Annotated in this window: 29 protein-coding genes, 1 rRNA gene and 1 other annotated feature; of the genes, 5 read left to right on the plus strand and 25 right to left on the minus strand. The window is 39.3% G+C overall.

Features of this window, described 5'->3' with window-relative positions; all coding sequences use genetic code 11:
- Positions 1-446: 446 nt before the first annotated feature.
- From AN619_RS12700 to AN619_RS12720, 5 genes are all read right to left on the minus strand, one after another.
- Positions 447-1814, minus strand: a complete 1368-nt coding sequence (locus tag AN619_RS12700) for a DUF7922 domain-containing protein (RefSeq protein ID WP_068557523.1) — start codon at positions 1812-1814, stop codon at positions 447-449.
- A gap of 118 nt (positions 1815-1932) precedes the next feature.
- Positions 1933-2805, minus strand: coding sequence for a 16S rRNA (adenine(1518)-N(6)/adenine(1519)-N(6))-dimethyltransferase RsmA (gene rsmA / locus AN619_RS12705; protein ID WP_068557526.1), 873 nt, complete (start codon positions 2803-2805; stop codon positions 1933-1935).
- Positions 2806-2822: 17 nt separating this feature from the next.
- The gene (gene rnmV / locus AN619_RS12710; protein WP_068557528.1) at positions 2823-3353 is read right to left on the minus strand and encodes a ribonuclease M5; all 531 of its coding nucleotides are present in this window, start codon (positions 3351-3353) and stop codon (positions 2823-2825) included.
- Between the two features lie 400 nt (positions 3354-3753).
- The gene (locus AN619_RS12715) at positions 3754-4785 is read right to left on the minus strand and encodes a 3D domain-containing protein (RefSeq protein WP_068557530.1); all 1032 of its coding nucleotides are present in this window, start codon (positions 4783-4785) and stop codon (positions 3754-3756) included.
- Between the two features lie 453 nt (positions 4786-5238).
- Positions 5239-6006: a TatD family hydrolase gene (locus tag AN619_RS12720; RefSeq protein ID WP_068557531.1), complete on the minus strand. Its 768-nt coding sequence runs from the start codon at positions 6004-6006 to the stop codon at positions 5239-5241.
- 54 nt (positions 6007-6060) lie between these two features.
- Between AN619_RS12720 and AN619_RS16745 the strand changes: the two genes are divergently transcribed.
- Positions 6061-6390 (plus strand): transposase, encoded by a 330-nt coding sequence (locus AN619_RS16745; RefSeq protein ID WP_408645621.1) that lies wholly within the window; start codon positions 6061-6063, stop codon positions 6388-6390.
- A gap of 281 nt (positions 6391-6671) precedes the next feature.
- Here the strand turns inward: AN619_RS16745 and metG are convergent, their stop codons facing one another.
- From metG to AN619_RS12740, 4 genes are all read right to left on the minus strand, one after another.
- On the minus strand, positions 6672-8612 hold the full coding sequence (gene metG, locus AN619_RS12725) for a methionine--tRNA ligase (protein ID WP_068557533.1): 1941 nt from the start codon (positions 8610-8612) through the stop codon (positions 6672-6674).
- Entirely contained in the window at positions 8605-8892 is a 288-nt protein-coding gene (locus AN619_RS12730) for a hypothetical protein (protein ID WP_068557535.1), read from the minus strand. Before AN619_RS12730 ends, metG begins: the two co-directional genes overlap by 8 nt.
- A gap of 83 nt (positions 8893-8975) precedes the next feature.
- Positions 8976-9218 (minus strand) — a binding site (T-box leader).
- A gap of 135 nt (positions 9219-9353) precedes the next feature.
- Positions 9354-9887, minus strand: coding sequence for a spore maturation protein (locus AN619_RS12735; protein ID WP_068557538.1), 534 nt, complete (start codon positions 9885-9887; stop codon positions 9354-9356).
- A 4-nt stretch (positions 9888-9891) separates the two neighbouring features.
- Positions 9892-10464 carry a nucleoside recognition domain-containing protein gene (locus AN619_RS12740; protein WP_068557540.1) on the minus strand — a complete coding sequence of 191 codons (573 nt, stop codon included), beginning with the start codon at positions 10462-10464 and terminating at the stop codon, positions 9892-9894.
- Positions 10465-10945: 481 nt separating this feature from the next.
- On the opposite strand from AN619_RS12740, the gene AN619_RS16750 reads away from it, so the two are divergent.
- Genes AN619_RS16750 through AN619_RS12755 form a run of 3 tightly spaced genes read left to right on the plus strand, consistent with a single transcriptional unit; the run spans position 10946 to position 11737 of the window.
- On the plus strand, positions 10946-11134 hold the full coding sequence (locus AN619_RS16750; RefSeq protein ID WP_068557541.1) for a YtxH domain-containing protein: 189 nt from the start codon (positions 10946-10948) through the stop codon (positions 11132-11134).
- Positions 11043-11321, plus strand: a complete 279-nt coding sequence (locus AN619_RS12750; protein WP_198153312.1) for a hypothetical protein — start codon at positions 11043-11045, stop codon at positions 11319-11321. Before AN619_RS16750 ends, AN619_RS12750 begins: the two co-directional genes overlap by 92 nt.
- A gap of 17 nt (positions 11322-11338) precedes the next feature.
- On the plus strand, positions 11339-11737 hold the full coding sequence (locus tag AN619_RS12755; RefSeq protein ID WP_068557545.1) for a DUF948 domain-containing protein: 399 nt from the start codon (positions 11339-11341) through the stop codon (positions 11735-11737).
- A 247-nt stretch (positions 11738-11984) separates the two neighbouring features.
- Here AN619_RS12755 and AN619_RS12760 read toward each other — a convergent pair whose 3' ends face one another.
- Positions 11985-13412 carry an HD domain-containing protein gene (locus AN619_RS12760; protein WP_068557547.1) on the minus strand — a complete coding sequence of 476 codons (1428 nt, stop codon included), beginning with the start codon at positions 13410-13412 and terminating at the stop codon, positions 11985-11987.
- 306 nt (positions 13413-13718) lie between these two features.
- Between AN619_RS12760 and AN619_RS12765 the strand changes: the two genes are divergently transcribed.
- Positions 13719-13958, plus strand: a complete 240-nt coding sequence (locus AN619_RS12765; RefSeq protein WP_068557549.1) for an AbrB/MazE/SpoVT family DNA-binding domain-containing protein — start codon at positions 13719-13721, stop codon at positions 13956-13958.
- A gap of 34 nt (positions 13959-13992) precedes the next feature.
- Here the strand turns inward: AN619_RS12765 and AN619_RS12770 are convergent, their stop codons facing one another.
- The 15 genes from AN619_RS12770 to rrf all read right to left on the minus strand — a co-directional run.
- On the minus strand, positions 13993-14199 hold the full coding sequence (locus tag AN619_RS12770) for a DUF1858 domain-containing protein (RefSeq protein WP_068557551.1): 207 nt from the start codon (positions 14197-14199) through the stop codon (positions 13993-13995).
- 54 nt (positions 14200-14253) lie between these two features.
- Entirely contained in the window at positions 14254-15105 is an 852-nt protein-coding gene (rsmI, locus tag AN619_RS12775) for a 16S rRNA (cytidine(1402)-2'-O)-methyltransferase (protein ID WP_330382087.1), read from the minus strand.
- On the minus strand, positions 15105-15872 hold the full coding sequence (locus tag AN619_RS12780; RefSeq protein ID WP_083525141.1) for a tRNA1(Val) (adenine(37)-N6)-methyltransferase: 768 nt from the start codon (positions 15870-15872) through the stop codon (positions 15105-15107). The genes rsmI and AN619_RS12780 overlap by 1 nt, the downstream gene beginning before the upstream one ends.
- A 264-nt stretch (positions 15873-16136) precedes the next feature.
- Positions 16137-16802, minus strand: a complete 666-nt coding sequence (locus AN619_RS12785) for a TlpA disulfide reductase family protein (protein WP_068557555.1) — start codon at positions 16800-16802, stop codon at positions 16137-16139.
- Between the two features lie 17 nt (positions 16803-16819).
- Positions 16820-17521 (minus strand): cytochrome c biogenesis CcdA family protein, encoded by a 702-nt coding sequence (locus AN619_RS12790; RefSeq protein ID WP_068557557.1) that lies wholly within the window; start codon positions 17519-17521, stop codon positions 16820-16822.
- Between the two features lie 115 nt (positions 17522-17636).
- Positions 17637-17807, minus strand: coding sequence for a DUF362 domain-containing protein (locus tag AN619_RS12795; protein WP_068557559.1), 171 nt, complete (start codon positions 17805-17807; stop codon positions 17637-17639).
- A gap of 96 nt (positions 17808-17903) precedes the next feature.
- Positions 17904-18815: a PSP1 domain-containing protein gene (locus tag AN619_RS12800; protein ID WP_068557561.1), complete on the minus strand. Its 912-nt coding sequence runs from the start codon at positions 18813-18815 to the stop codon at positions 17904-17906.
- Between the two features lies 1 nt (position 18816).
- The gene (gene holB / locus AN619_RS12805; protein ID WP_068557563.1) at positions 18817-19797 is read right to left on the minus strand and encodes a DNA polymerase III subunit delta'; all 981 of its coding nucleotides are present in this window, start codon (positions 19795-19797) and stop codon (positions 18817-18819) included.
- Positions 19798-19862: 65 nt separating this feature from the next.
- On the minus strand, positions 19863-20192 hold the full coding sequence (locus tag AN619_RS12810; protein ID WP_068557565.1) for a cyclic-di-AMP receptor: 330 nt from the start codon (positions 20190-20192) through the stop codon (positions 19863-19865).
- Positions 20193-20206: 14 nt separating this feature from the next.
- Positions 20207-20842 (minus strand): dTMP kinase, encoded by a 636-nt coding sequence (tmk, locus tag AN619_RS12815; protein WP_068557567.1) that lies wholly within the window; start codon positions 20840-20842, stop codon positions 20207-20209.
- Between the two features lie 21 nt (positions 20843-20863).
- A complete protein-coding gene (locus AN619_RS12820) occupies positions 20864-22312 on the minus strand; it encodes an aminotransferase class I/II-fold pyridoxal phosphate-dependent enzyme (protein ID WP_068557569.1) in 1449 nt (482 codons plus the stop codon).
- 135 nt (positions 22313-22447) lie between these two features.
- The gene (locus AN619_RS16755) at positions 22448-22609 is read right to left on the minus strand and encodes a sigma factor G inhibitor Gin (protein WP_083525140.1); all 162 of its coding nucleotides are present in this window, start codon (positions 22607-22609) and stop codon (positions 22448-22450) included.
- A 236-nt stretch (positions 22610-22845) separates the two neighbouring features.
- Positions 22846-23349 carry a hypothetical protein gene (locus AN619_RS12825; RefSeq protein WP_068557571.1) on the minus strand — a complete coding sequence of 168 codons (504 nt, stop codon included), beginning with the start codon at positions 23347-23349 and terminating at the stop codon, positions 22846-22848.
- Between the two features lie 207 nt (positions 23350-23556).
- On the minus strand, positions 23557-23736 hold the full coding sequence (locus tag AN619_RS12830; protein ID WP_068557573.1) for a hypothetical protein: 180 nt from the start codon (positions 23734-23736) through the stop codon (positions 23557-23559).
- Positions 23737-23983: 247 nt separating this feature from the next.
- Positions 23984-24086: ribosomal RNA gene (rrf, locus tag AN619_RS12835) — 5S ribosomal RNA — on the minus strand; the annotation flags it as partial.

A 24086-nucleotide genomic window follows, 5' to 3' on the forward strand; every position in this document is an offset into this window, starting at 1 on the left:
ACCGCATTAGATCAAGAAGTAGAGAAAAATACGTCCGTAAAAGATGCTATACTTTCTATTGCTTCATAACAGTGCTAAGGTGAAACTTTAAGGAACTTTAAGGGCTTTCTTTTGTGCAAAACTATAGTAAGGGATGAAAAAGGTAAAAAAATAATTCATGCCCTCATCAAAATGGAAGAAGAACATGAAAGGTTTTTCTATGGGGAATACAGGCGCATCATGGAAGAAACATGGCATAGCGCCCATTTTTATCCTTTCTAGGCAGTATGGGAAAATTCATGCACCAATAAAAATATTGACTCCTTTCTGAGAAGATTTGGAAAATCAACCATCTTAGAAAATTACATTCAAAAACAAGAAATAAAAAAAACCCCTTCTCCTGAAAGACTATTCCTTCTTTCTTCAAAAAATAATGGCACACCCTTTGTGGATGTGTCATTATTTTTTTAGTATCTCGGAGGGGGAGTAGGTTTCAGGGGCATCACAATATTACCTGTTTTTGCATCAATATGCAGAATCCAGTATCCATAATCTCCTCTTTGGGGACTTTTATCTTCTATCGGATGCCAATAGACAAATCCTGTCATTCCCTCATAGGGTTGCTCACGAAGCATATATCTCCCTGGTATGCCATACAAATAGTAGATTGGTTCCCCTTTTTCATCACACTTTTTCCCGAAAATATAATGCTGATATTTATAAATCAGATCCGGGCATCCTGCCATATAACGCATATGAGGATAATAACCATACATATTGGTGATATACCCGTAGAAAGGTAGAAAACTTCTATATAAAGTCTGCTGATTATAGTCTACCCTCCACCATTGACAGCCTTCTATATTCTTTTCAAAGGGTTCTATCTTTTTATAATATTTCAATATGTTATCTACATAGTCGCATACCATCTGAAAATGATGATTATAGTAATTGTATGGTTTGTGATAATGCCAGGATTTCATCGGATCATATGCTGTATCCTGATCACATATCCCTTCAGGTTCTACAGAGACTTCCTTTTCCTCCGGACATATAGGCTTCTCTTCTGCAGGACAAACAACTTTCTCCTCCTCAGGACAAACTGGCTTCACTTCCTCCGGCACGTGAACATTCTGTTCTTCTATTTTCTCTATCTTTTTCTCTTTTATTTCTATCGGTGGTTCTTCTTTTTCCTCTTCCACTTGGATATTGATTTCGATTTCCAATTCTTCTTGGTAAGGTTCTATCTCTTTGCCCTCTACAACTTCTTCAACTTCTTCTTCCTTCTTGTGTACATCCTTTAGAATTTCTTTGATCTTTTCATATTTTTTTTCGTACTGTTCATCCAGTTCTTTTTCTTCTTTTGTCTTTTCCTTCCTAGCAAAACGGCTGGTCAATATATGCTTCCATTCTATTTTTTCCTTGTTAATAAAACCTACTAAAGGTGCAACCACTTCTCCATGCCGTAGATTTTCATCTGCTGTTTCTGCTACAACGGCAATGATATGGAAACTATCAATATTATTTCCTTTTCCATCCACATTAGCAGGATCAAACCGCCAGGTTAATTCCCCTTTTCCGCTCTCATCAATAAGAAAAGCTCCATTATCTACGTAGACCCCTTGGTCTTCCTTCACACCGATAAGATAGCCTCTGTATACATATTCTGCATTCTTAAAATATTTTAGATTTTGCACATAATGGTTAAGTACTCCCTTCCCGTTCTTTATCTCTATTTTGGTATATCCCTTGGGATTTTTCCCTTGTTTGTTATTGAATCCGCCATCTTCATTGTCCAAAATAATGAAATACCTTCGATATCGGTTATAGTCCATGGATCACTCCCCCCTTTTATCCATTTAATACTAATATATGTAGAAGCGGTAAAATAGTTCCCTACTGCGAGAAATCTTTTTTGGTAATCAGCAAAAATGAGCTTTGTTTTCACAAAGCTCATTTTTGTCCTCTATATGCAAATATACAATCAGCCAGATAGGCAAATTCTTCTATAGTTAATGTTTCTCCTCGTCGTTCCTCTTGGATATTGCTTTTGCTCAAAATCTCCTTTATCTTTTCTTTATCTAATCCCAAATTGCTGGAGGAAAGGGCATTGAGCAGGGTTTTTCTTCTTTTGCCAAAGGCCGCCCTCACAATATCAAACAACAACCTCTCATCTTTCACCTTCACCTTGGGATTTTCCAAAACCTTCAATTGAATAACCGTAGATTCTACCTTTGGTTGTGGAATAAATACAGACTTGGGTACCTTGGTAATCATCCGAGGCTCACAATAGTACTGAACGGCTACCGATAAAGCACCGTAATCTTTGGTGCCTGGTTTTGCCTGCATTCGATCTGCCACTTCTTTTTGTATCATCACAACCATACTGCTCACGGGTATTCTCTCTTCCAAGAATTTCATGATGATGGGTGTGGTCACATAATAGGGCAAATTCGCGATCACCTTCACAGGCTTTCCTTCAAATTTATCCCTGATAAGACCATGCAGATCTAGTTTCAATACATCCTGATGGATTACTTCTACATTATCTGCTTCCCTTAATGTTTCTTCCAATATGGGCAGAAGATTTTTATCAATCTCCACAGCAACCACTTTGCCTGCCCTCTCTGCCAAAACCTGGGTAAGGGTGCCGATGCCCGGACCTATTTCAATCACACCGTCCTCTTTTGAAATTTCTGCTCCGTCTATAATTTTATATAATATATTTTCATCAATAAGAAAATTCTGTCCCAGGCTCTTTGAGAACTTGAATCCATATCTTTCCACAATTTCCTTTGTCACCTTAGGTGAAACAAGTTTTTCCATAGCCATCCCCTACTTCGTCATATTTTTTTCAACGCCTCTTCAAATTCTTCCCTTGAGATACCGTAGTGATTCAGTCTATTTAAAAACTGTTTCGCATTTGCATAGCCAATGCCCAGTTCCTTTCCCAATCGATCCCGCCTAAGACTGGCCTCTTCGGATCCCGTCAGACCATTTCGAATCAGATCTTGATAGGTAAAGAGGACTTTTTGAGAGCTATCTTCCGTTCTTACTTTTTCAAGGGCAGCAATGATACTCTCAGGAGAAGCATTTTCTATTCCGATATCTCCTTTTTTCATAGCTTCTTCCCTTGGCAGAAAGGCATGCTTGCATCCTTTAATCCTATCGGATATTTTCCTTCTGATCTTCTCCCCTGCATAATCAGGATCAGTAAAAATAATGATACCCTTTCTTTTCTGGGCAAATTCAATCCTTCTCATGGTTTCTTCCGTTATCCCAAATCCATGGGTAATAATAATCTCCGCATCCACGGCCCGTTTCACCGCTATAGCATCATCTCTTCCTTCTACTACAATAACTTCCTTAATCATATCTTGCCTCCACATAAATTTTATATAACTCCTATTATTTTATATTATATTTCTTTTATCGTAAACTTCCTGTGGACCTAAACGGCATCTTTCATAAATTTTCATAAACTTTCATAAAAAGATTCTATCCTGAACCATAACGCAGAATCTATAAACCATGGAAAAATGTTTATCCTTTCCTATGGTTACAGGAAAAAGAACAGGGAAAAATTTCCCTGTCCCAGTCTGTAGAAAAAGTAACGGGATAAGTAAGAACCCTTGAGATTTAGGCTTCGTCGCGAATCAGCAAGCCGCTTTTTTCCTTGTTTTTTTATTTAGAAAAGCGGCGCAGGTCTGAGCAGGAAGCCAAATCTCAAGGATTTGTCTACAAGCTAGAACAGGGAAAAAATTTCCCTGTCTTTTAATCTAGGATATACACTTGCACTTTTCTTCTGCCGTATTTTTTAACAACGTTTGGGTCCTCAAAGTATAAATCAATTTTGTTGCCCTTGATTGCCCCGCCTGTATCTTCAGCTACGGCAAAACCATAATCCGGTCTTCCATCTAAGGACTTTATGTATAGTTTCGTCCCTAGAGGAATCACCTTAGGATCCACAGCAACAACACCAGGTCTTACTTTTGTCCCGCTTCGCGTAATCCCGTAATACTTATCGCCGGGCCGCTTCCCTGTACTTTCAAAACCCGCATCATAAGCAGTAGAAGACATAACCAGCATTTTTCTATACCTAACGCTACCCCTGGAAGTAGCAATATATTGTGCTGTTCCTTTTTCTACAATTTCATCTACGGCTGCCGTAATTACCTTTTCTTCAATGACATCCTTTGATATTTGTTTGCCATCCTCAAATACAATACGATATTTTACTTCTTTTTCCCCGTTTTTGCCCTTTTGAATAAGATTCACCTTGCTCTTATCCAGATTATCGTTGTACTTGATTATATTCTCATAGGGGATGGCTACCTTCTCTGTAACAATTTTTTCGTTTACTCGAACTATAGTAATCGTTACATATTTTTCGACCTTCGCATCCAGCCCGGGCTGCACCCGATCTTTTTCCCCAAGGGTTATTTGATGCTCGGCAAGGATGTCCTTTACTTTTTCATTGGCTGTCTTTACTTCGGTTACTTTGCCATCTGCCACGATGGTTACCGGATGGGCTCTTTTGATGGAAATCACCATTCCGTCTTTTACCTTTGCCTTTAAGGGAAGGGATACCTGATCATGAGGCTCCAGGATAATATTTCCCTTTTTTAATACGCTGTCTACACTGGCAAATGCTGTTTTTACTGTAACTCTTTTATCTCCATCTTGTATTATAATCTCTTTTGTCAATGCACTGCTGATAGAAAAAAGCCCTATTGCCAACACAATTCCAAGAATAATAAGATTTCTCTTGTGAAGAATCTTAATATTCTTTCGATTTGTCTCCATAGGTTTTTCATACCTCCCTTTCTTATTACGGGGCAACTATTGTATTCTACACAAAAATTTTCCATAAGTCAAATTTTTGTGATATACACGATATTATTTACGAGAAATTTATTTTCTATACATACCTTTTCCAAAATATAGATGTATTATATCATAGTTGCTGTTAGTGAAAAAGTCCTATTTCTTGTATACAGCATGGACTATTCCCCCTACGATATCTATCAAATTTCGCCATATTTCCCGGGAAATTGTCAAAGGCGATTTGTATTTCCTTCTTATTTTCCATGCATAATCAATAACATACCAATCCGTCATAAGAGAAGGATATATCTCAAGGTGAAATTTTAGCTTTCCCCTAGCATCAAATCTTTTCTGTTTTATCTATACTCTATTCATATGATACGCTCAGCAAATTGATACAAATAAAAAAGCTGCCTCACAACTGCAGCTTTTTTACTTGATGCGAAAGAAATTCTTTGCATTTTCCATTGTTTTTTCGGCCACTTCCTCAAAGGAAATCCCCTTAATTTCCGCAATTTTTTCTGCCACATGTCGGACCATGGAAGGTTCATTCCGCTTTCCTCGATGGGGAACAGGAGTCAGATAGGGACTATCTGTTTCTATTAGCAAATACTCTAAGGGAGTTTTCTCCACCACTTCTACTGTCTTCCTAGCATTGTTGTAAGTTACCGGCCCGGCAATAGAGATATAGGCCCCCAACTTGATATACTGCCTTGCCAGTTCCCCACTGCCTGAATAGCAGTGCATCACCACTCCTACATCAAAGGCCTTTTCTTCCTTAAGAATCCTCATGACTTCATCATTGGCCTCCCGATCATGGACAATCATAGGCAAATTGACTTCCCGGGCAAGCTGAATTTGTTTTCGAAACCATTCCCGTTGTACATCCCTGGGGGAATTGTCATAATGAAAATCCAACCCAATTTCCCCGATGGCCATCACCTTGGGCTTTTGGGCAAGCTCCTTTAAAAGCAACAGGGTCATTTCATCCATGTCTTTTGCTTCATGGGGATGCACTCCCACTGCCGCATAAACCATATCATACTTCGCTGCCAGTTCCACAGCTCGTACAGAAGTTCTGAAATCCGCCCCTGGATTCATGATCAGGCTTACACCATTTTTCTTTGCCTTTTCCAGCACCAGTTCTCTATCCTTATCAAACCGTCCATCATCCAGATGGGCATGGGAATCAAATAGCATTTCCTCACCTCTTTGCAAATGTTTTAGATTTGAGTCCATTTCCCTGATTTTATCATAGAGACCCTTCAACGAGCATTTAAAAAAGCTATACCAGAGATTATCAACAGTGATCAAGGTAGTCAATTTACTAGTAACGAATATATTGATTTACTTAAGGAAAACCATGTTAGGATCAGTATGGATAGTAAGGGACGAGCAACAGACAATGCAATAACAGGGCGATTCTTTCGCAACATAAAGCAAGAAAAACTCTATATTTTTGAATATAGTACGCCAAGAGAATTAAGAAGTCTAATTAACGAATACATTCATTTTTACAATTTTGAAAGGCTCCACCAATCCTTGGATTATGAGTATCCGCATAAGCTCTATACGGCTGCTTAGAATACAAAAAAACATATTGTAGAGAAGGAGGTCAAGATAACTTAAAAATTTTAATTTTAGTGTCTTGACAACGGGGCGCATTATACGAGCAAAGCATTACGAATTTATCGAATAAGGCTGAATTTGGTCAAAATTGAAATTCATAGAATTCACCTCGAATACTTGATAATACAATTATTCGAGATAAAATCAAAAACTCCTTTTTGAAGCTCAGATATTTTCAAAATTATTTAAATTGGTAAAAATAGTTAGGCGGAATATGAGATAAATCCTTTAATCCCTTAGCTCACTTGGGCTCCACTCTCAATTTCTGCTGTCAAAAGGGTCAATTGATCGCCGCTTTCTGCAGCCAAAATCATGCCGCAAGATTCTTCTCCCCTCAGCTTTACAGGCTTCAGATTTGCCACTACGATCACTTTCTTGCCCACAAGTTCCTCAGGCTTGTAATATTTCGCAATGCCCGATACAATTTGCCTTGTCTCCCTCCCAATCTTTACCTGCAAAATCAACAACTTGTCTGCCTTTGGATGCTTTTTGCATTCTACTACTTCTCCTACCTTCAAATCTACCTTTACAAAATCATCCATAGTAATCTCCGGTTTTATTGTCACAGACTTTTCTTCTTCCTTAGGTTGTATTTCCTCCTTCATGCCGCTTGCTTGCGCCAAGGCCTCCAATTCCTTGGTGATATCGATTCTTGGAAAGAGAGGCTCCTGTTTGCTCACTTTTACGCCGCTTGGCAGTTTCCCGAATTGGAAGGTATCCTCCCATTCCGTTCCCTGTCCATGATCAATACCCAACTGTACCCATATCTTTCTCGTGGTGGAGTGCATAAAAGGTTGAATCAGTACGGAAATGATGCGGATGCAATCGGCTAGGTTATAAAGTACTGTATCCAGTCGGTCTTTATGGGCATCTTCCTTCGCCAGAACCCACGGAGCTGTCTCATCGATGTATTTATTTGTCCTTCTCACAAGCTTCCATATTTCTTCTAGGGCATTGCTAAAATCCAACTTGTTCATTCTCTCCTCTACTTTTGTGGAAACGGAGATTGCCAAGGCCTTTAAATCATCGTCAAACTCACCCTCTGCCTTCGGTGCAGGGATAATTCCTCCATTATACTTATCAATCATAGCGACAGTTCTACTTACAAGATTCCCAAGATCATTGGCGAGATCCGAATTAATGCGATTCAGCAGAACTTCATTGGTAAATATCCCATCCTGTCCAAAGGAATATTCCCTTAAAAGAAAATATTTTAATGCATCGACTCCATAGCGCTCTGCCAAAATCACAGGATCTACCACATTGCCCTTGGATTTGGACATCTTACCCCCTTCTAGGAGAATCCAGCCATGGCCGAATACCTTTTTAGGTAGAGGAATCTCTAAAGCCATCAGCATGGCCGGCCAGATAATCGTATGGAACCTTACGATTTCCTTTCCTACCAAATGTACATCGGCAGGCCAGTATTTTTTATAGTCACCCTCCTGCTCCTCAGGATACCCCAAGGCAGTAATATAATTTGAGAGGGCATCCAGCCATACATAGATCACATGCTTTTCATCTATCGGCACCGGAATTCCCCAGTGGAAGCTTGTCCGGGAAATACATAAATCCTCTAATCCCGGCTTTAAGAAATTGTTGATCATCTCATTTTTTCTGGATACGGGCTCTAAAAATTCAGGATTTTCTTCAAAATATTTGAGCAAAGCATCCTGATATTTTGACAATCTGAAAAAATACGCCTCTTCCTTTGTCAATTCAACAGGCCTGCCACAGTCAGGGCATTTGCCTTCCACGATCTGTGTTTCCGTCCAGAAGGCTTCACAAGGGGTACAATACCATCCTTCATATTCCCCTTTATAAATATCTCCCTTTTCATAAAGTTTCTTAAAAATCTGCTGTACCCTTCGCTTATGATCGTCATCTGTTGTGCGAATAAAAATATCATAGGATATTTCCATGGTCTCCCAAAGCTTTTTGATACCTTCTACAATTCCGTCAATATATTCCTTTGGCTTGAGTCCTTTTTCCTCCGCTGCTCTTTGGAGCTTCTGGCCATGTTCATCCGTTCCCGTCAAAAACTTTACATCATAACCGGTAGCCCTTTTAAATCTGGCCATTGCATCGGCAGCCACCGTAGTATAGGTATGTCCGATATGCAATTTGCTGCTGGGATAATAAATTGGTGTGGTAATGTAAAAAGTTCCTTTACTCATCTTTTTTCCTCCTTCTTTTTTTTCTTTTTTGCTCAGCTTTCCATAAAAGCAACTCATAAATACCGAACAAAAACATAAATCCATGGCCCCACAAGGTAATTTTCAGTTGGTTATATTCCCCCGTTTTGATATATTGAATTATATGCAGGGAAAATTCCTTCGGGTCAAACAAAATCACCGTCAAAGCCACAACAATATAAAAAATGGATACCACAATAAATCCCCTTAAATACCCGTAAACAAAACGCAAGGATATCCCCAGCTGCCTTTCCCCGCCCACAACATCACCTCTTTTCTGAAAAACACCATAATATGAGCTATTATTGCCAAAGACAAAAACAAAAAAACCCTCGTTCCCATATCTATAGGGACGAGGATTGTCTCGTGCTACCACCCTAATTCACTATTGCCTCGCGGCAATAATCTCGGCAAGTGACATTCATCACCTTGCAAGGATAACGGTTGCAACACCGGCATAACCTTAGCATACACCTCAGCTATGCAGTTCAGGGGCCATCTTCAGTATGTTCCTTCATGCCAGCTTTCACCTACCCTGGCTCTCTGTAATGAATTCTCCATACTTACTCTTCCCATCATTACTTTTGATGCTTTCCATGTGTTTAGTATATATTTAATTTATAAAAATATACATAAATTGTCAAGCTCTTTTTATATATGTTGTCGTCATAATTCCATGGGATAAAGAAAACATCGAAAATTGAAAGGTATGCCCTTTCCTTTTTACGGAAACATCCTGCTGCACACTACCACAGAAACAATAACAGCCGCCAAGTGGGAGATCAATGCCGCTGCAAGGGTATGTCTCGTGTTTTTGATGGCAATGGCGCCAAAATACACCGTCATGGTATAGAAAATCGTTTCCGCAGAACCCATCATGACAGATGCTGCCCTTCCTATAAAAGAATCTGCACCATAGGTGTGGATAATATCCCTTACAATTCCCAAAGCGCCACTCCCGGATATGGGGCGCATAATCACAAGGGGCACCACCTCTTGAGGAATCCCCAACAAATTGGTGATAGGTGATAAAATTTTTGTAAAAACCTCCAGAGCCCCTGACTCTCGAAATATCCCTATGGCCAAAAAAATGGCAACCATATAGGGCATAATACGGACGGCTGTCTTAAATCCTTCTCCTGCACCCTCCACAAAGGCCTCGTAAATATTGATTTTTTTGATGAAACCGTGGGCTAATATCATCGTAATCAATACAGGAATAATCATTATAGATAAAATATTGAGTATGATAACCATTGCATCACTCCCGCTCTAAGATTTTACAGGCAAATACACCTATCACCGTATTCATGGTAGTAGTAATAAGGGTAGCCCCTATAATTTCCATGGGATTTGCCGACCCTGCATCAGCTCTTATTTTTAATACAGTTAAAGGGATCAATTGAATAGAAGACATATTGATCACTAAAAACATACACATGGCATTGGTAGCCCTGTCTTTCTGAGGGTTCAATTGCTGAAGTTCTTCCATTGCCTTTAACCCTAAGGCTGTAGCGGAATTTCCTGCTCCAAACATATTGGCAACCATATTCATGACAATAGCACTAATGGCAGGATGATTTTTAGGTATCTCAGGAAATAATAGCCGGATCAAGGGCCCCATGCTTTTGCTGATGCTTTTGATTAGTCCTGATTTTTCAGCCACATTCATTAATCCTAGCCATACGGCCATAATTCCGGTTAGGCCAATGGCAAAGGTGACTGCTTCCTGGCTGTGATGGAGCACCACTTGATTTACAATATCTACTTTCCCATAAATCAATGCAATGCCTATCCCCACAATGATCATAAAGAACCAGATTCCATTGATCATATTCCCATCTCCCTGCCATTTGCTATGGATCTACAACTTTAAAATTGAATTTACTGTAAAAAGTTATATTTTTTGAATAGCAGTTCGTCGCCAGTTATCAGTTGCCAGTACTGGTGACTGATGACTGGTAACTGGCAACAAAACATTTGCTGCATAAAAAGTTTATCTTCATAAATTCATAAACCAAACCTTAGCGTTGTTTTACTATATATGACAGTATATGAAAATAGATAAGCCTTATATGCCCCTTGGAGGAATAAGCATTATCTTTCCTTAAGTGGCCTTCCATCCTTTTCCCCATCCATTTTAGACGTACTGGAGAGAAAAGATTCTACAACGATTTTCATTTGTTTTTTCCAAAGAATATAAGAATTTATTTCATGAAATCCATAAGAAATCGTTTTGCATAACAATAAATGGGTAATAAATGTATATCCTATTTGACGCCGAAGAAACTTTGTTCATAGAAAGGAGAATTTTTATGAGATTATTAAGGGATTTGCAGCGTAAAAGAAAATTAGAACAACAAAAAAAACTTGCAAAAGGTGTAGCTCTTGGTACACTTATCGGGGGTATTCTTGGCAGTACGGCAGGTATTCTTTTTGCACCGGACTCTGGTAAGAATACCAGAAAAAAAAATCTACGACGGTGCCGTAGATTTGAAAAATAGCATGGAAAAAAATATTGAAGAGACAAAATCCTCCATTGAACGAGGCTTGAAGGACAAAAAGGAAGAGATCCGGGAAGTCGTAGGGAAAATCCGCAACCTCCGCAAAACTGCCAAGGAAGATGCTGCCGCCTGTACGGAAATAACCCCTGAAGAAGCAAAGACAGCTTCTAAGGAAAAATCTGAATAATAACGGAGTGATTCTATATGTTAGACACACCTATTCGCTTGGGGGACTTAGGAATTTTGCTGCTGGGTGCTGCACTATTGGTCCTCATTATCTATGCCATTTCCATCCTGAAAAATCTAAATGAGACCATGAAAATTCTACGAAAAATCGTAGAAGATAATGAAGCCAACATTAAAAAAGTTTTGGATAAAGCCCCAGCCATCGCTGAAAACATCGAAAGTATCAGTGGCGATCTTTCCCACGATGTGAAGGCAGTACAAGGAACTATCGATCGTTTCGTTGGCACTACAGAAGCAGCTGCGGGAGCTCTAGCGGAAAATACCGACGTGCTAACCGGCATTATCGGCATCATACAGGTTTTGATGGTAATCAAAGACTTTCTCAGCGGATTTTATAGGAAGCGAAGATGGTTTTAAAGGGAGAAGAATTGCTTTTCTTCCTCCTTTAGACTAAAAACAGAGCAATACAATGTGCATAAACCCTTGGGATTTAGGCTTCGTCACCAATGGCTGCTAGCTAATTGCTGGACATATAGCTGATAGCTTATAGGTATTAATAGCTTTTAACTGCTAACCGCTAACTGGCAGCTGGTGACTGGAGAAAAGCGGCGCAGACCTGAGCAAGAATCGCCAAATCTCAAGGGTTTGCCTGAAAACTCACAAACTAAACCAAAGCATGCTCCCTTAGGTATTGTATGGCCCTTTCCTTTTCAGGGGGAATTTTTCCAAAGAAAATTGCCCTCCGTATTTCCTCCATCATCTGCTCTATCTGTCCCTGATCTTCTATCCTGAAATGCTCCATGATTTCATTTCTGTTCAACACATGGGAAATATCCGAGATATTTTTAAACCTTGTCAGGTAGTTATTGGCCAAATACTCGATATGGATCTTATACATTCCCATCTCTTCCTGTGGGTACAGTAATTTCCTTGTAGCAATAATATCTGCTAAGGAGACTAACAGTACATCCAGGGTATCCTCGCCAAAATTCTTAAACAAGTCGTATAAGGCCTTGCCACTTACATCATTGTCCTTATACAGGGTTAGCGGCCACATATGCTCTTTTACCATTTTGCATAAATATTGCTTTTCCTTTGCACTCAACTGCAAACGATCGGCTATCCCCATCATGATCTCCATGCCCACAGTTTCATGGCCCTTAAACCTTACTCTCCCTGTTTCATCCACCTTCCTTGCGGCAGGTTTGCCCACATCGTGAAACAAAGCAGCCAATTTGACCAATTGCAGCCTTGTGTGCGTATCTGCTAGAACTTGATCCATATGCCCCTCATAGGCCCTACGTAAATGATTTTCAAAATACCCATTGGCATAAATAATCTCCTCGGCCACATTTAATGTGTATAATGAGTGGGTCCAAGCATCCACCACGTGATACTTGCATTGCCCCACTTCTTTCATGGGCTCTATTTCGGGAAATATCTTATTCAATAAGTTTAAATTTTTATCCATTATATTAAAATAATGATGGGTCCGACTACATTTTAAAATTTGGAACAGTTCACGGGATATTCCCTCCGGCGGTACTGTCGTAAGAAAATCTGCATGTTTCTTGATTGCTTCAGCAGTAGAATCTTCAATTTCAAAATTGAATTGAGCTGCAAGACGCACGGCGCCCATCATGCGCAGGGGATCCTCTTGGAAGATTTTTTCCGAAACCATCCTCACCAGTTTCTGCTGAATATCTTTCTTCCCGGTAAAAGGATCTATGATGTCTTCTGGATGAATGGCCCCTTCTTTCCCTACCTTCAGCGCCATAGCATTCATCGTAAAATTCTTCTCAGCCAAATCTTTTACAATGTTCTCTCCCTTCATCCGGGAAAAATTTATTGCCATATTCCCATCTTTCAGGGTTACCTTTGCCCCATCGTTTGCCTCATTCAATACCAAAAAACTTCCCTCCTGCTGGCAGGCAAACTTTTTTGCGATGGAGGAAATATCCTCTTTGAAAACTAGATCTATATCCTTTGCTTCTCTCTTTAGCAGCAAGTCACGAATACACCCACCCACAATATAAAAGTCAAAATTTGTATGAGACCGAATCTGGGCAATACAATCTTTTACTGCATCCATCCCTTTCACTCCCCGGATATATTGAAAAAACACAATACCGTCTTTAATTCATCTTAAACCTTTTATCATACCCTGTCAATCTCGTTATCAAAAGTATGTACTTATCCTGCAAATCATAAATTTCTTATAATCAATACCTTGATAATTTTCTATTTTTCTGTATACTTATACTTAGTTATTCTATGTATTTATCCTTTGTGCAAAAATTCATCATAAAAATTAATTTTTTTGTTGACTTAAATTGGAAATTTTGGTACGATTTAAATACAAAATATATGTCGAATTTTGTAAAAAAGGAGGAAGAATATGAAATCAACAGGTATTGTAAGAAAAGTTGATGAGCTCGGAAGAGTTGTAATTCCAATAGAATTGAGACGTACCCTAAACATCGGCGAAAAAGATGCTTTAGAAATCTACGTCGACGGAGCTCATATCATTCTAAAAAAATATGAACCAGCATGCATCTTCTGCGGCCAAGCAAAAGATGTAAAGCATTTCAAAGGAAAGAATATCTGTCCTTCCTGTATTAAAGAAATTACTGAATAATAGGATCTCCACACAACACATAAAATCCTTGCCCTTAAAGGGCAAGGATTTTATGTGTTTCATTCAAATCTTCCAATAGCTCTTCCAGATCGCAGCCATGAACTCGGGCGGCAATCTCTAAACTTTCTGACGCCGCCCCATTGCAAGTGGAACAAGGCAATCCGTGCTTTTCAAACACTTCTAGTGCCAGTGGATTGTTATAAATAATTTCAGCCACCAACATGTCCTTATGATATTTCATATCCATCCCCTCCGCCCCTCTTTATTTATCATATGCATGATGGCACCATCTGTTTTACAAATGAATGCTCACTTCATAGACCTCTCTTTTTCCTACTTTTCGCTCCTTCGCCACTCTTTTCACCGCCTCTTTTTTGTCCATACCTTCTCTGATATACATGAGAAGATGATCTTGGATGGAAAATTCTTTCCATTTTTCCTCTTCTGATTTCTTTAACGATTCAGGGGATACCCCTTCCACCACAATGACAAATTCTCCCTTCGGCGTCTTATCCTCAAAATAAGCAATTAAATCCTCTAGGGTTCCCCGTATAAATTCTTCATGAAGTTTTGTCAATTCCTTGGCTGCAACAGCCTTTCTATTGCCAAAAACAGCGTGCATATCCTTTAAAGATGCCACCAGACGATGAGGGGCTTCATAAAATATGATCGTTCGATCATCTTTTTGAAGCGTTTCCAAGCGTCTTTTCCGATTTTTCTTCTCCCTATCTAAAAAACCTTCAAAGGAGAATGGCATCGTAGGAAGTCCTGAGGCCACCAGTGCCGTCGTAAAGGCAGTAGCTCCGGGCAATACTTCAAATGGAATATCGTTTTCAATACAAAGTTTGATTAAATCAGCTCCAGGATCTGAGATCCCTGGCATTCCTGCATCAGATACCAAGGCAATTTCTTCCCCAGCCTTCAGTTTTTCAAGCAATAAAGTTCCTTTTACATCTTTATTATGTTCATGATAGCTGGTGAGAGGCTTTTGAATACCATAGTGGTTCAGCAGCTTGATAGAGTGCCTTGTATCCTCCGCCGCAATAAGGTCAACGGCTTTTAAAATCCTCAGTACCCTGAGGGTAATATCTTCTAAATTTCCTATGGGTGTAGGACAAATATATAATTTCCCTTTATTTTCTTTCATCATTGCACTTCCTCACGATTTCCCCAGTCTCTTCCATAAATTTCATGGATTTCATTGGTATAAGTACCATCTTCATTATATACATACAAAGGATCCATAAATTTTAATTCAGGTCTCCCGTATTTCACACATTGGATCAGCAGGATATTCGGTTTTTTATTTCTATTGGGGTGAACAAATCTTATTTTCTTTGGTTCAAGCTTATACTGTCTGCACAGACAGAGAATATCTACCAAGCGCTGTGGCCGATGGACCATATAAAAATGCCCCCGATCCTTTAATAATTTTGAGGCAACCCGTATCACATCCTCTAGTGTACATTTGATTTCATGTCTTGATATGGCCTTGGCACTCTCAGGGTTTACAAGTCCTCCCCCTTCATTCATATAAGGAGGGTTGGAAGTTACAGCGTCAAAGGAATAGGGCTCCAACTGGTCTACCACCTTATTGAAATCCTCATGAATAACGTGAACCCGCCCCTCCAACTGATTCAATTTGACACTGCGGGAAGCCATCTCTGCCACTTCCTCCTGGATTTCTACACCTATAATTTCCTTTGCATTTGTCTTTCCTGCCAATAAAATGGGAATAATCCCTGTTCCGGTTCCTAAGTCGATAACACGCCAGTTTTTTCTAATTTCGCAAAAATTGCTTAGCAATACTGCATCTACTCCAAAACAAAATCCTTCCGGATTCTGAATTATTTTTAAACCCTTATACTGTAGATCATCTACCCTTTCCCCATCTTTTACAAGTCTTTCTTCCATATCCATCTCTCCCAAGTTTACTCTTCCTTTATTATAACACGATCTGCAGCAATATATAAGAGGTACAGCAAGCTGTACCTCTTCGCTTGTAGACAAACCCTTGAGATTTGACTTCCTGCTCAGACCTGCGCCGCTTTTCTAAATAAAGAAATAAGGAAAAAAGCGGCTTGCTGATTCGCGACGAAGCCTAAATCTCAAGGGTTCTTACTTATTCTATTGCTTTTTCTACAGACTGAGAGGTACAGCAAACTGTACCTCTTCGCTTCACCGATTGAGAGCATTTTCTATCTTTTCTATCATGGTATTCTTGTCCATGGCACCTGTTACCACTTCTACGATCATCCCTTCTTTATTGAGGATATAGGTGGTGGGGAAAGCTCTGACCCGGTATTTTACAGATACTGTACCATCCACATCATACAGGACAGGGAAACTGTAACCCCTTTCGTCAATAAATTGATTCACATCACCAACCTGTGTGCCCGGTTTTTCCGCAGCCAAAACATTTACAGCCAGCAAAGCTACATTTTTATCTTTGTACATTTCATAGACTTCCTGTATCTGTGGCATTTCCGCAAGACAGAATTTGCACCACGTAGTCCAAAAGTTAATGAACACTACCTTTCCTTTTAAATCGGATAAGTCAATTTCATTTCCTTCCCGGTCCATCAGTGTAAAATCATAGGCCTTATCCCCTGGGAATACACCTTCACCCTTATTTTCTTCTTTATTGGCATCATCGCTCTTTCCCTGATCCTGACCCGGTTGAGGCTTTGGAGATTCCTGTCCGTTTCCTTGGGGCGGTTCAATAACAATTTTTCCTTTATCTTCTTCCTCTTGCTTTGGAGTAAACCATCCAAAAAAGAGGGAGCTTCCGATCAAACCTAACAGCAAGATACCTATAATTATGAAAACATTTTTCCTGTTCATGGAGCCTCCTCCTTTGATTATGATAAAATTGCCGACAGCTTATATAAATAGTTGGTGTATATCAATATACCCATGATCACCAGCAGAAAACCACTGACCATTTTTATCACAGAAAAATATTTGTATACAGCCCTAAGATGATGGATAATAGAACGGAAAGCCACGGCTGTAAGAATAAACGGAATCCCTAATCCTAGAGAATAAACAGCCAACAGCTTTACTCCAGCCAGCACAGTTTTTTCATTGCCTGCCATCATCAGCACCGAGGCTAATATGGGCCCGACACAAGGGGTCCATCCAAAACTAAAGGTTGTCCCCAAAAGAAGGGAGTTCATAAATTTTGGTGAAGTATCCTGCCATTCCATTCTTTTTTCCCGCTCTAAAAACGGAATATGTATGATTCCTGCATGATGCAATCCAAAAATAATCACGATCAGCCCGCTGATCTTTCGAATCGCTTCTCCATGGGTATACATAAATCTGCCCAAAGCACTGGCTGTAGCTCCTAGCACAATAAAAACCAAAGATAGCCCCAATACAAATCCAAAGGCATTCCATACAGTATTTCTATATAGTTTTCGGTTGTTTCCGATCTGTTCCACCGATGTGCCCGCCAGATAGCTTAAATAAACTGGAAGCAATGGAAGAACACATGGTGTAGCAAAGGATGCCACTCCCTGTATAAATACGATGGCCGCTGAAATCTGGCCAGAATCCACTGGAAACGCCCCCTCTCCATCTATATTTCTGTATATACATCCATTATACTACATATAAAACAAAAAAAGACCCCTAAAACATGAAATAGGGGTTCTTTCTGAAATAAATATACAACTATTCTGGGATCGGTGCATCCACAGGACATACATTGGCACAGGCACCACATTCAATACACCCGTCCGCATCAATTACATATTTATCCTCTCCTGCACTAATTACATTCACCGGACATTCCGGTTCACATGCCCCACAACTGATACATGCATCGGTAATAACATAGGCCATTCTTTGTTCACCTCCATTCCAAAGTAACTATTACCTACTTAAGTATTTCCTTTTTCCCGGAACTTTATAACAATTTGCTGCAAGCTTCAAAAAGATTTAATCCTCTAAATTCATGATTTCTTCATCAAGAACTTCTTCTTCCTCTTTCTTCTTTCGGCAACAGCAGGGGCCGCAGCCTGTTCGCCGTACTGCATGCTTATCATATACCAATACTTCATCACTGAGTTTATCTTCTTTGCCATCCTTGCCTTCCTCTAAAATCATTCTGACCTTGACGCATTCCAAGAGCACGTTGTTTTCTATAACAATTCCCATTCCCTCAGGCGTCATAACTTTTTCTCCTATCTCCGGTAAATTTTCCCGCAGTTTTTGATACATTTCATGCTCATATTTTAAACAGCACATCAAGCGGCTGCATATCCCCGATATTTTTGTAGGATTTAGGGACAGGCTCTGTTCTTTGGCCATTTTTATAGATACGGGTTCAAAATCTCCCAGCCAAGTCGCACAGCACAGTGATCGGCCACAAGGTCCAATGCCCCCGATCATTTTGGCTTCATCCCGTACACCAATCTGTCTCAACTCGATTCTGGTTTTAAAAATAGCTGCCAAATCCTTCACCAGTTCCCTAAAGTCTACCCTGCCATCGGCTGTAAAATAAAATATTACCTTATTATTATCAAAGGTATATTCCACATCAATCAGTTTCATATCCAGTTGGTGCTGAGCAATCTTTTCCAAGCAAATAGCAAAAGCTTCTTTCTCCTTCTCCATATTTTGGCGATGCTGAATTTCATCCTCAAAGGCAGCAACCCGCAATACTTTCTTTAGGGGATAAATAATATCTTCTTCACTGATCTCCTTAGGCCCTACTACAACCTCCCCAAATTCAACACCCCTTGAAGTTTCAACGATAACATTCTGTCCTTTTTGTATTTCAATGCCATCGGGATCAAAATAATAAATTTTGCCCGCCTTTTTAAATCTTACACCAACGACAACAACCATATCATACCTCCCGTATATTTAAAAGCAGCATCTCCATTGCCAACTGAAAATTTACATTTGCTTTTAAATCTCTTTTTGTTTTTTCTATTATTTCAATAATATGACTTGTTTTTTCATATCCTATACGATAAAGATGCTTTTGCAATATATTTCTTTTGTCAAGATTGATTAAAACCATATCTGTTCCTGTTTCTTTCAGCATCAACATATCTCTAAACCATACCAGCATAAAATCCAGAATTTCATCGATATCCTCCTTGTACTTTTCAAAAAAATCTATGAGTTGAAAAATCTCCACGACCTCTCTTTCCAATACTGCATCGATGATGTCAATGGTTTCTTCCCTTCGTACCTTGAATACTTCCGATTCTTTTAACTTCATTGCCTTGCCGACAATACCATCGGAAAAGGCAGAAAATACCCGAGCCTCCCCCTCCTCCATTCCATATTTTCTCATGAGAAATGCTTCAATACGGGGTTGCCCTATTCGATGAAACTTTAAAATTTGGCAACGGGATCGTATCGTAGGCAAAAGGCTGTTGGCATTGGTTGTAGTAAAAACAATAACTGCATAGGCCGGGGGTTCCTCCAGCGTTTTTAAAATTCGGTTTTGTGCACTGACCGTCATATCATGGGCATCTTTCACGATATATACCTTTTTATTGCTTTCGTAGGGTTTTATCAAAATATCTTGCTGAAAATCTTCAATCTGCTTATTTTTGATGCTGTTCCCCTCCGGTTCAATTACCCGAATATCCGGATGATTATTTCTCTGAAATTTTATGCAGGAAGGACAGATATGGCAAGCATCCCCTTGTCCTTGCTTGCATACAACCGCCTTGGCAAAAGCCAAGGCAGTCATCTTTTTCCCTATGCCTTCCGGCCCGTCAAATATATATGCATGGGCAATCCTGTTGTATAGAATTGCTGATTTTAGATGCTGAACAATTTTATCTTGACCTATAATCTCATGAAATCCCATTTATTTCCTCCACATGCTTTTGGGTTTTGAGTTTTTTCAACCAATTCCATATACGCTAGCATATTTTAAACTTTCTCAAATCGATCCACATCCAATACAAATACAGTGGCTCCTCCAACCTGTACCTCAATGGGATAAGTCATAAACACTCCTGTCCCACCCATCATGGGTGTCGGTGCAGGTGCAATTTCCTTTCTGCTTTCACAGGTATTTCTTATAATTTCTATAACTGCATCCACCTTTTCCTTTTCTACGCCAATCAAAAGAGTTGTGTTCCCTGACTTCAAAAATCCCCCTGTGGAAGCCAGCTTTGTTACCCTGTAATTTTGATCCATTAGCTGCTCAATCAGATTATGAGCATCTTCATCATGGATAATAGCAATAATCAGTTTCATTTTCCCTCTCCTTTCTATATTGAACCCCTATGCTTTAACAATACTTCAATATACTGGACGATCTCTCCATGTATTTCTTCGATGGAACCGCTGGCATCAATGCCCTTAATCCGCTGGGGATATCTTTTTTCCAACGCCATATACCCTTCAAAAACCCTATCATGAAAATCCAATTTTTCCTGCTCCAAGCGGTCCCCGTTTCCTTGGCATAGCTTTCGCTGGATACCAATATGGGGAGACAATTTGAATAAAAAGGTAATATCCGGCATGATTCCTTGTACTGCCGCCTTATTAATTTCTTCCACCAATTCTAATCCCAGGTTTCTTCCAAATCCTTGATAAACAAGGCTGGAGTCAACAAAGCGGTCACAGATCACTATCTTTCCCTCTTCGATCGCAGGCCTTATCACTTCCGCCACATGCTGTGCCCTAGAGGCTGCATACAAGAGGGTTTCCGTTATACTATCCATTTCTACATGCTTTTTATCCAATATAATTTCTCTAATTTTTTCTCCAATAAGGGTCCCGCCGGGCTCCCGCGTCAAAAGTACTTCATATCCTTGATCTATAAAGTATTCTGCTGTTTTCTTCATTTGTGTCGTCTTTCCTGAGCCGTCAGGTCCTTCCATTGTAATAAATAAACCTCTCATGCAGCACCTCTTTCTTCTATGTCAAAATTCAATAATTTTGATTTTCTGCAATTCTTTATCTTCTATTCCTATTATCTGTACCCCATTCCTTTTTAACAGTTGTACATATTGTATAACTTCTTCCGTAATTTCTTCTCCAGGACATAAGAGGGGTATTCCTGGAGGATATGGAATCAAATACTCACCACTAATTTTGCCTGAACTATTTGTAAAATCTACGGCTACTTTCTCCATATAAATGGACTGCCTTGGCGTCAATCTCATGGGAGGAATGCGATACGAATAGAGGGGTACTTCTATATGCCGATGGGCAATACCCTTCCCGTCCTTTATTCCCATAAGTGCATGGATAAATCTTTCAAAATCTCTTCGATCGTTGCCAATCGTTGATACAGCTACTATTGCACTCATATTGGCCATTTCTACTTGAATATGATATTTTGTTCTGAGAAGTTCCTCTAACAATGTCCCGCTGATTCCCAATTCTGTCATATCGATAACCAGTTTTGTTGCATCCACAGCCTTAACGCCCAATTTTCCCACAAGCCCTTGATCCAAAATTTTTATCTTCCCTATAGCTGCAATCTGTTTTTTAAAATGTTCAACATGCCCTAGTAATTGGTCCATCAAAAATTTACCTTCTCCCTCGACAATCGTTCGTGCCATATCCAAAGAAGCCATCAACAAATAAGACGGGCTTGTGCTTTGGTGCATGGCAAGCATCATTTTCAGTCGATCCACATTTACCTTTCGAGACTTCACATGAAGCATAGAAGCTTGGGTAAAGGCCGGCAAAGTTTTATGGGTACTCTGCACTGCAATATCTGCCCCTGCTTCTATTGCAGGTACAGGCAAAGCCTCACTTAAATTCAAATGGGCTCCGTGGGCCTCGTCTACTAATAATATTTTATCATATTTATGAACGATCTTGGCAATCTCCTGAACATCTGAACATATACCATAATAATTGGGATAGGTAATCACTAGGGCCTTTGCCTCCGGATGTTCCTTGAATGCCCTTTCCACCGTTTCCGGCAATATGCCCATGGGAATTCCTGTGTCCGAACAAACTTCCGGTTGAATATAAGCCGGGATTAGATTTCCCAGGATCAGACCATGGAGCACAGATTTGTGGCAGTCCCTGGGCACAATTATCTTGTCTCCCGGATTGGCTACGGCCATTAACATAGCAATAATTCCGCAGGAAGTTCCGTCTACCAGAAAGAACGTATGGTCTGCCCTATAAAACTTTGCGGCTCTTTCTTGGGCTTCTTTTATCATATCCTCCGGTGCATGTAAATTATCCATTCCTGGTATTTCCGTAACATCCAAGGATAACCATTGCCCTGTAAAATTTTTATAATTATATCGCTCATAGATCTTGCCATTTTTATGTCCTGGTACATGGAATGATACCATATCCTTTTTTCCATGCTTTAATAATCGATCTAATATAATTGGCTGATCCATTTTATCACCTCTACTTTTATTAAATTCTATACAACCATCCCGTTCTCCTTTAATTTCTCATTCCTTTGTCAACAAACCCTACTTGCCAAAAATATACAAAGCCATTAGCCCCTGCAGCTAATGGCTCCCTATTGTTCACATAGCCGTTAAAAACTTCTTCCATATTTTTTTCATCATTATATTATAATATTCATATCTTTTATCTTCTATCTCTAGATTGACAATTTCTTTTTCACAGGCCTCACATATGTACTCGCCAAGTATTTTCATATGTCTTGAGGTGTTTTGAGAACACATAAAACATTCTATATTCCTATGCCTCACCCTACTCACCAGCCTTTATATTTTTCCAAGATTATTGCCCCTTCCCTATTATTTTATTCCTGCAAAGCATGTCATGTTATACTTTTTTTCATGTATTTTTTTTGCATAACTTTGTTGTTAAATACAATATATAGCTGCATCAAGTGACAAAATATACGATATGTAGAAAAATATCATGTCTATGTCATTTCAGCACATGGATTTTCCCGCTATTGCTCTTTTATATAAGCAGATAGTATAGCTCTTAACAATACTTCATTGGGTTCAATAATAAAGCGATATCTATCCCCGCTTCGGGTAAAGTCTCCTACATACCAGCGGTCGTGATTGTTTCCTGTTACAAATTTGTACAGCCTTCTATCGCCCTTTTCATTTTTGCCATCTAGTTCCTTATAGGGATAGAATCGTTCCAGCTCACTTAATTTCAAGCTAAGAAACAGGTGGTTGGCTCTACCGAAAACTCTTTCCATAATCAAATCATCATCAATCAGTTTGTAGTTATAATAGGCAATATGTTTATAGATAATACGCATACATGCTACACTGGATAAGAGAAGCGCCCCAATACCCCCTATGGTACCCATCTCAGGGCTGATCGCAGTAAATACTTTAATTGCCATATTCATGACAAAGGTAGCGCTGAAAATCATAAACAACAGTTTCCAAAAAGAAAGTTTTTTCTGCTGTATTGTTTGTTTAATCATAGGTGCCATCTGTAAACTCCTTCTTTCTAGATTGGCTTTCCGGTTTATAGTTCAAGTATTATCATATCACTTGGGCATTCCTTTATCAATAAATGAAATGAAAGAAAAAAATAGAAAAATGCTTCCTTACAAAAGAAAAGCATTTTTTATGTATTCATTCATAATATGATAACTTTTAAGAATTCCCAAACAAAGTGGTCTATTTTATCCTATGAGCTATTTCACCAGCCGCAGATATTTCTTTTCAAAATAATCCTCTCTGTCGTAAGATATTTCTGCCGGCTTTTTGGTCTTTCTAGCTGATTTCAGATCCTTTACGGCATCTTTTAGTAAATAAACTTGAAGATATCCAACGGGTATACAAATGGTTATTAGAAACATTATCTTAATCAGCATATGGCAATCAGTCCCTCTCCTCAAAGTTTATAAGTATTTTATTCTATACCCGCCTGGTTTTTCCTTCATCATTTTTTTAGTTATTTTGTCCTATTTTATAAAAAATTACATAATTTTGTCTATTTTTTATAAGCAATATACATCATATTGTGCATTATACTTTTTACATCACTATATCTATGCGACATTTTTTCCCTAAAAATGAGAAAAAACTCAAAAGCAGTTTTGCTCTTGAGTCCTTTTGGATATCCAGCAACGACCTACTCTCCCAAGGCGTCTCCACCTCAGTACCATCAGCGCTGAAGGGCTTAACTTCTGTGTTCGGTATGGGAACAGGTGTATCCCCTTCG

Origin of the sequence: Thermotalea metallivorans (assembly GCF_001562415.1) — a bacterium.
Lineage (GTDB): Bacteria > Bacillota > Clostridia > Peptostreptococcales > Thermotaleaceae > Thermotalea > Thermotalea metallivorans.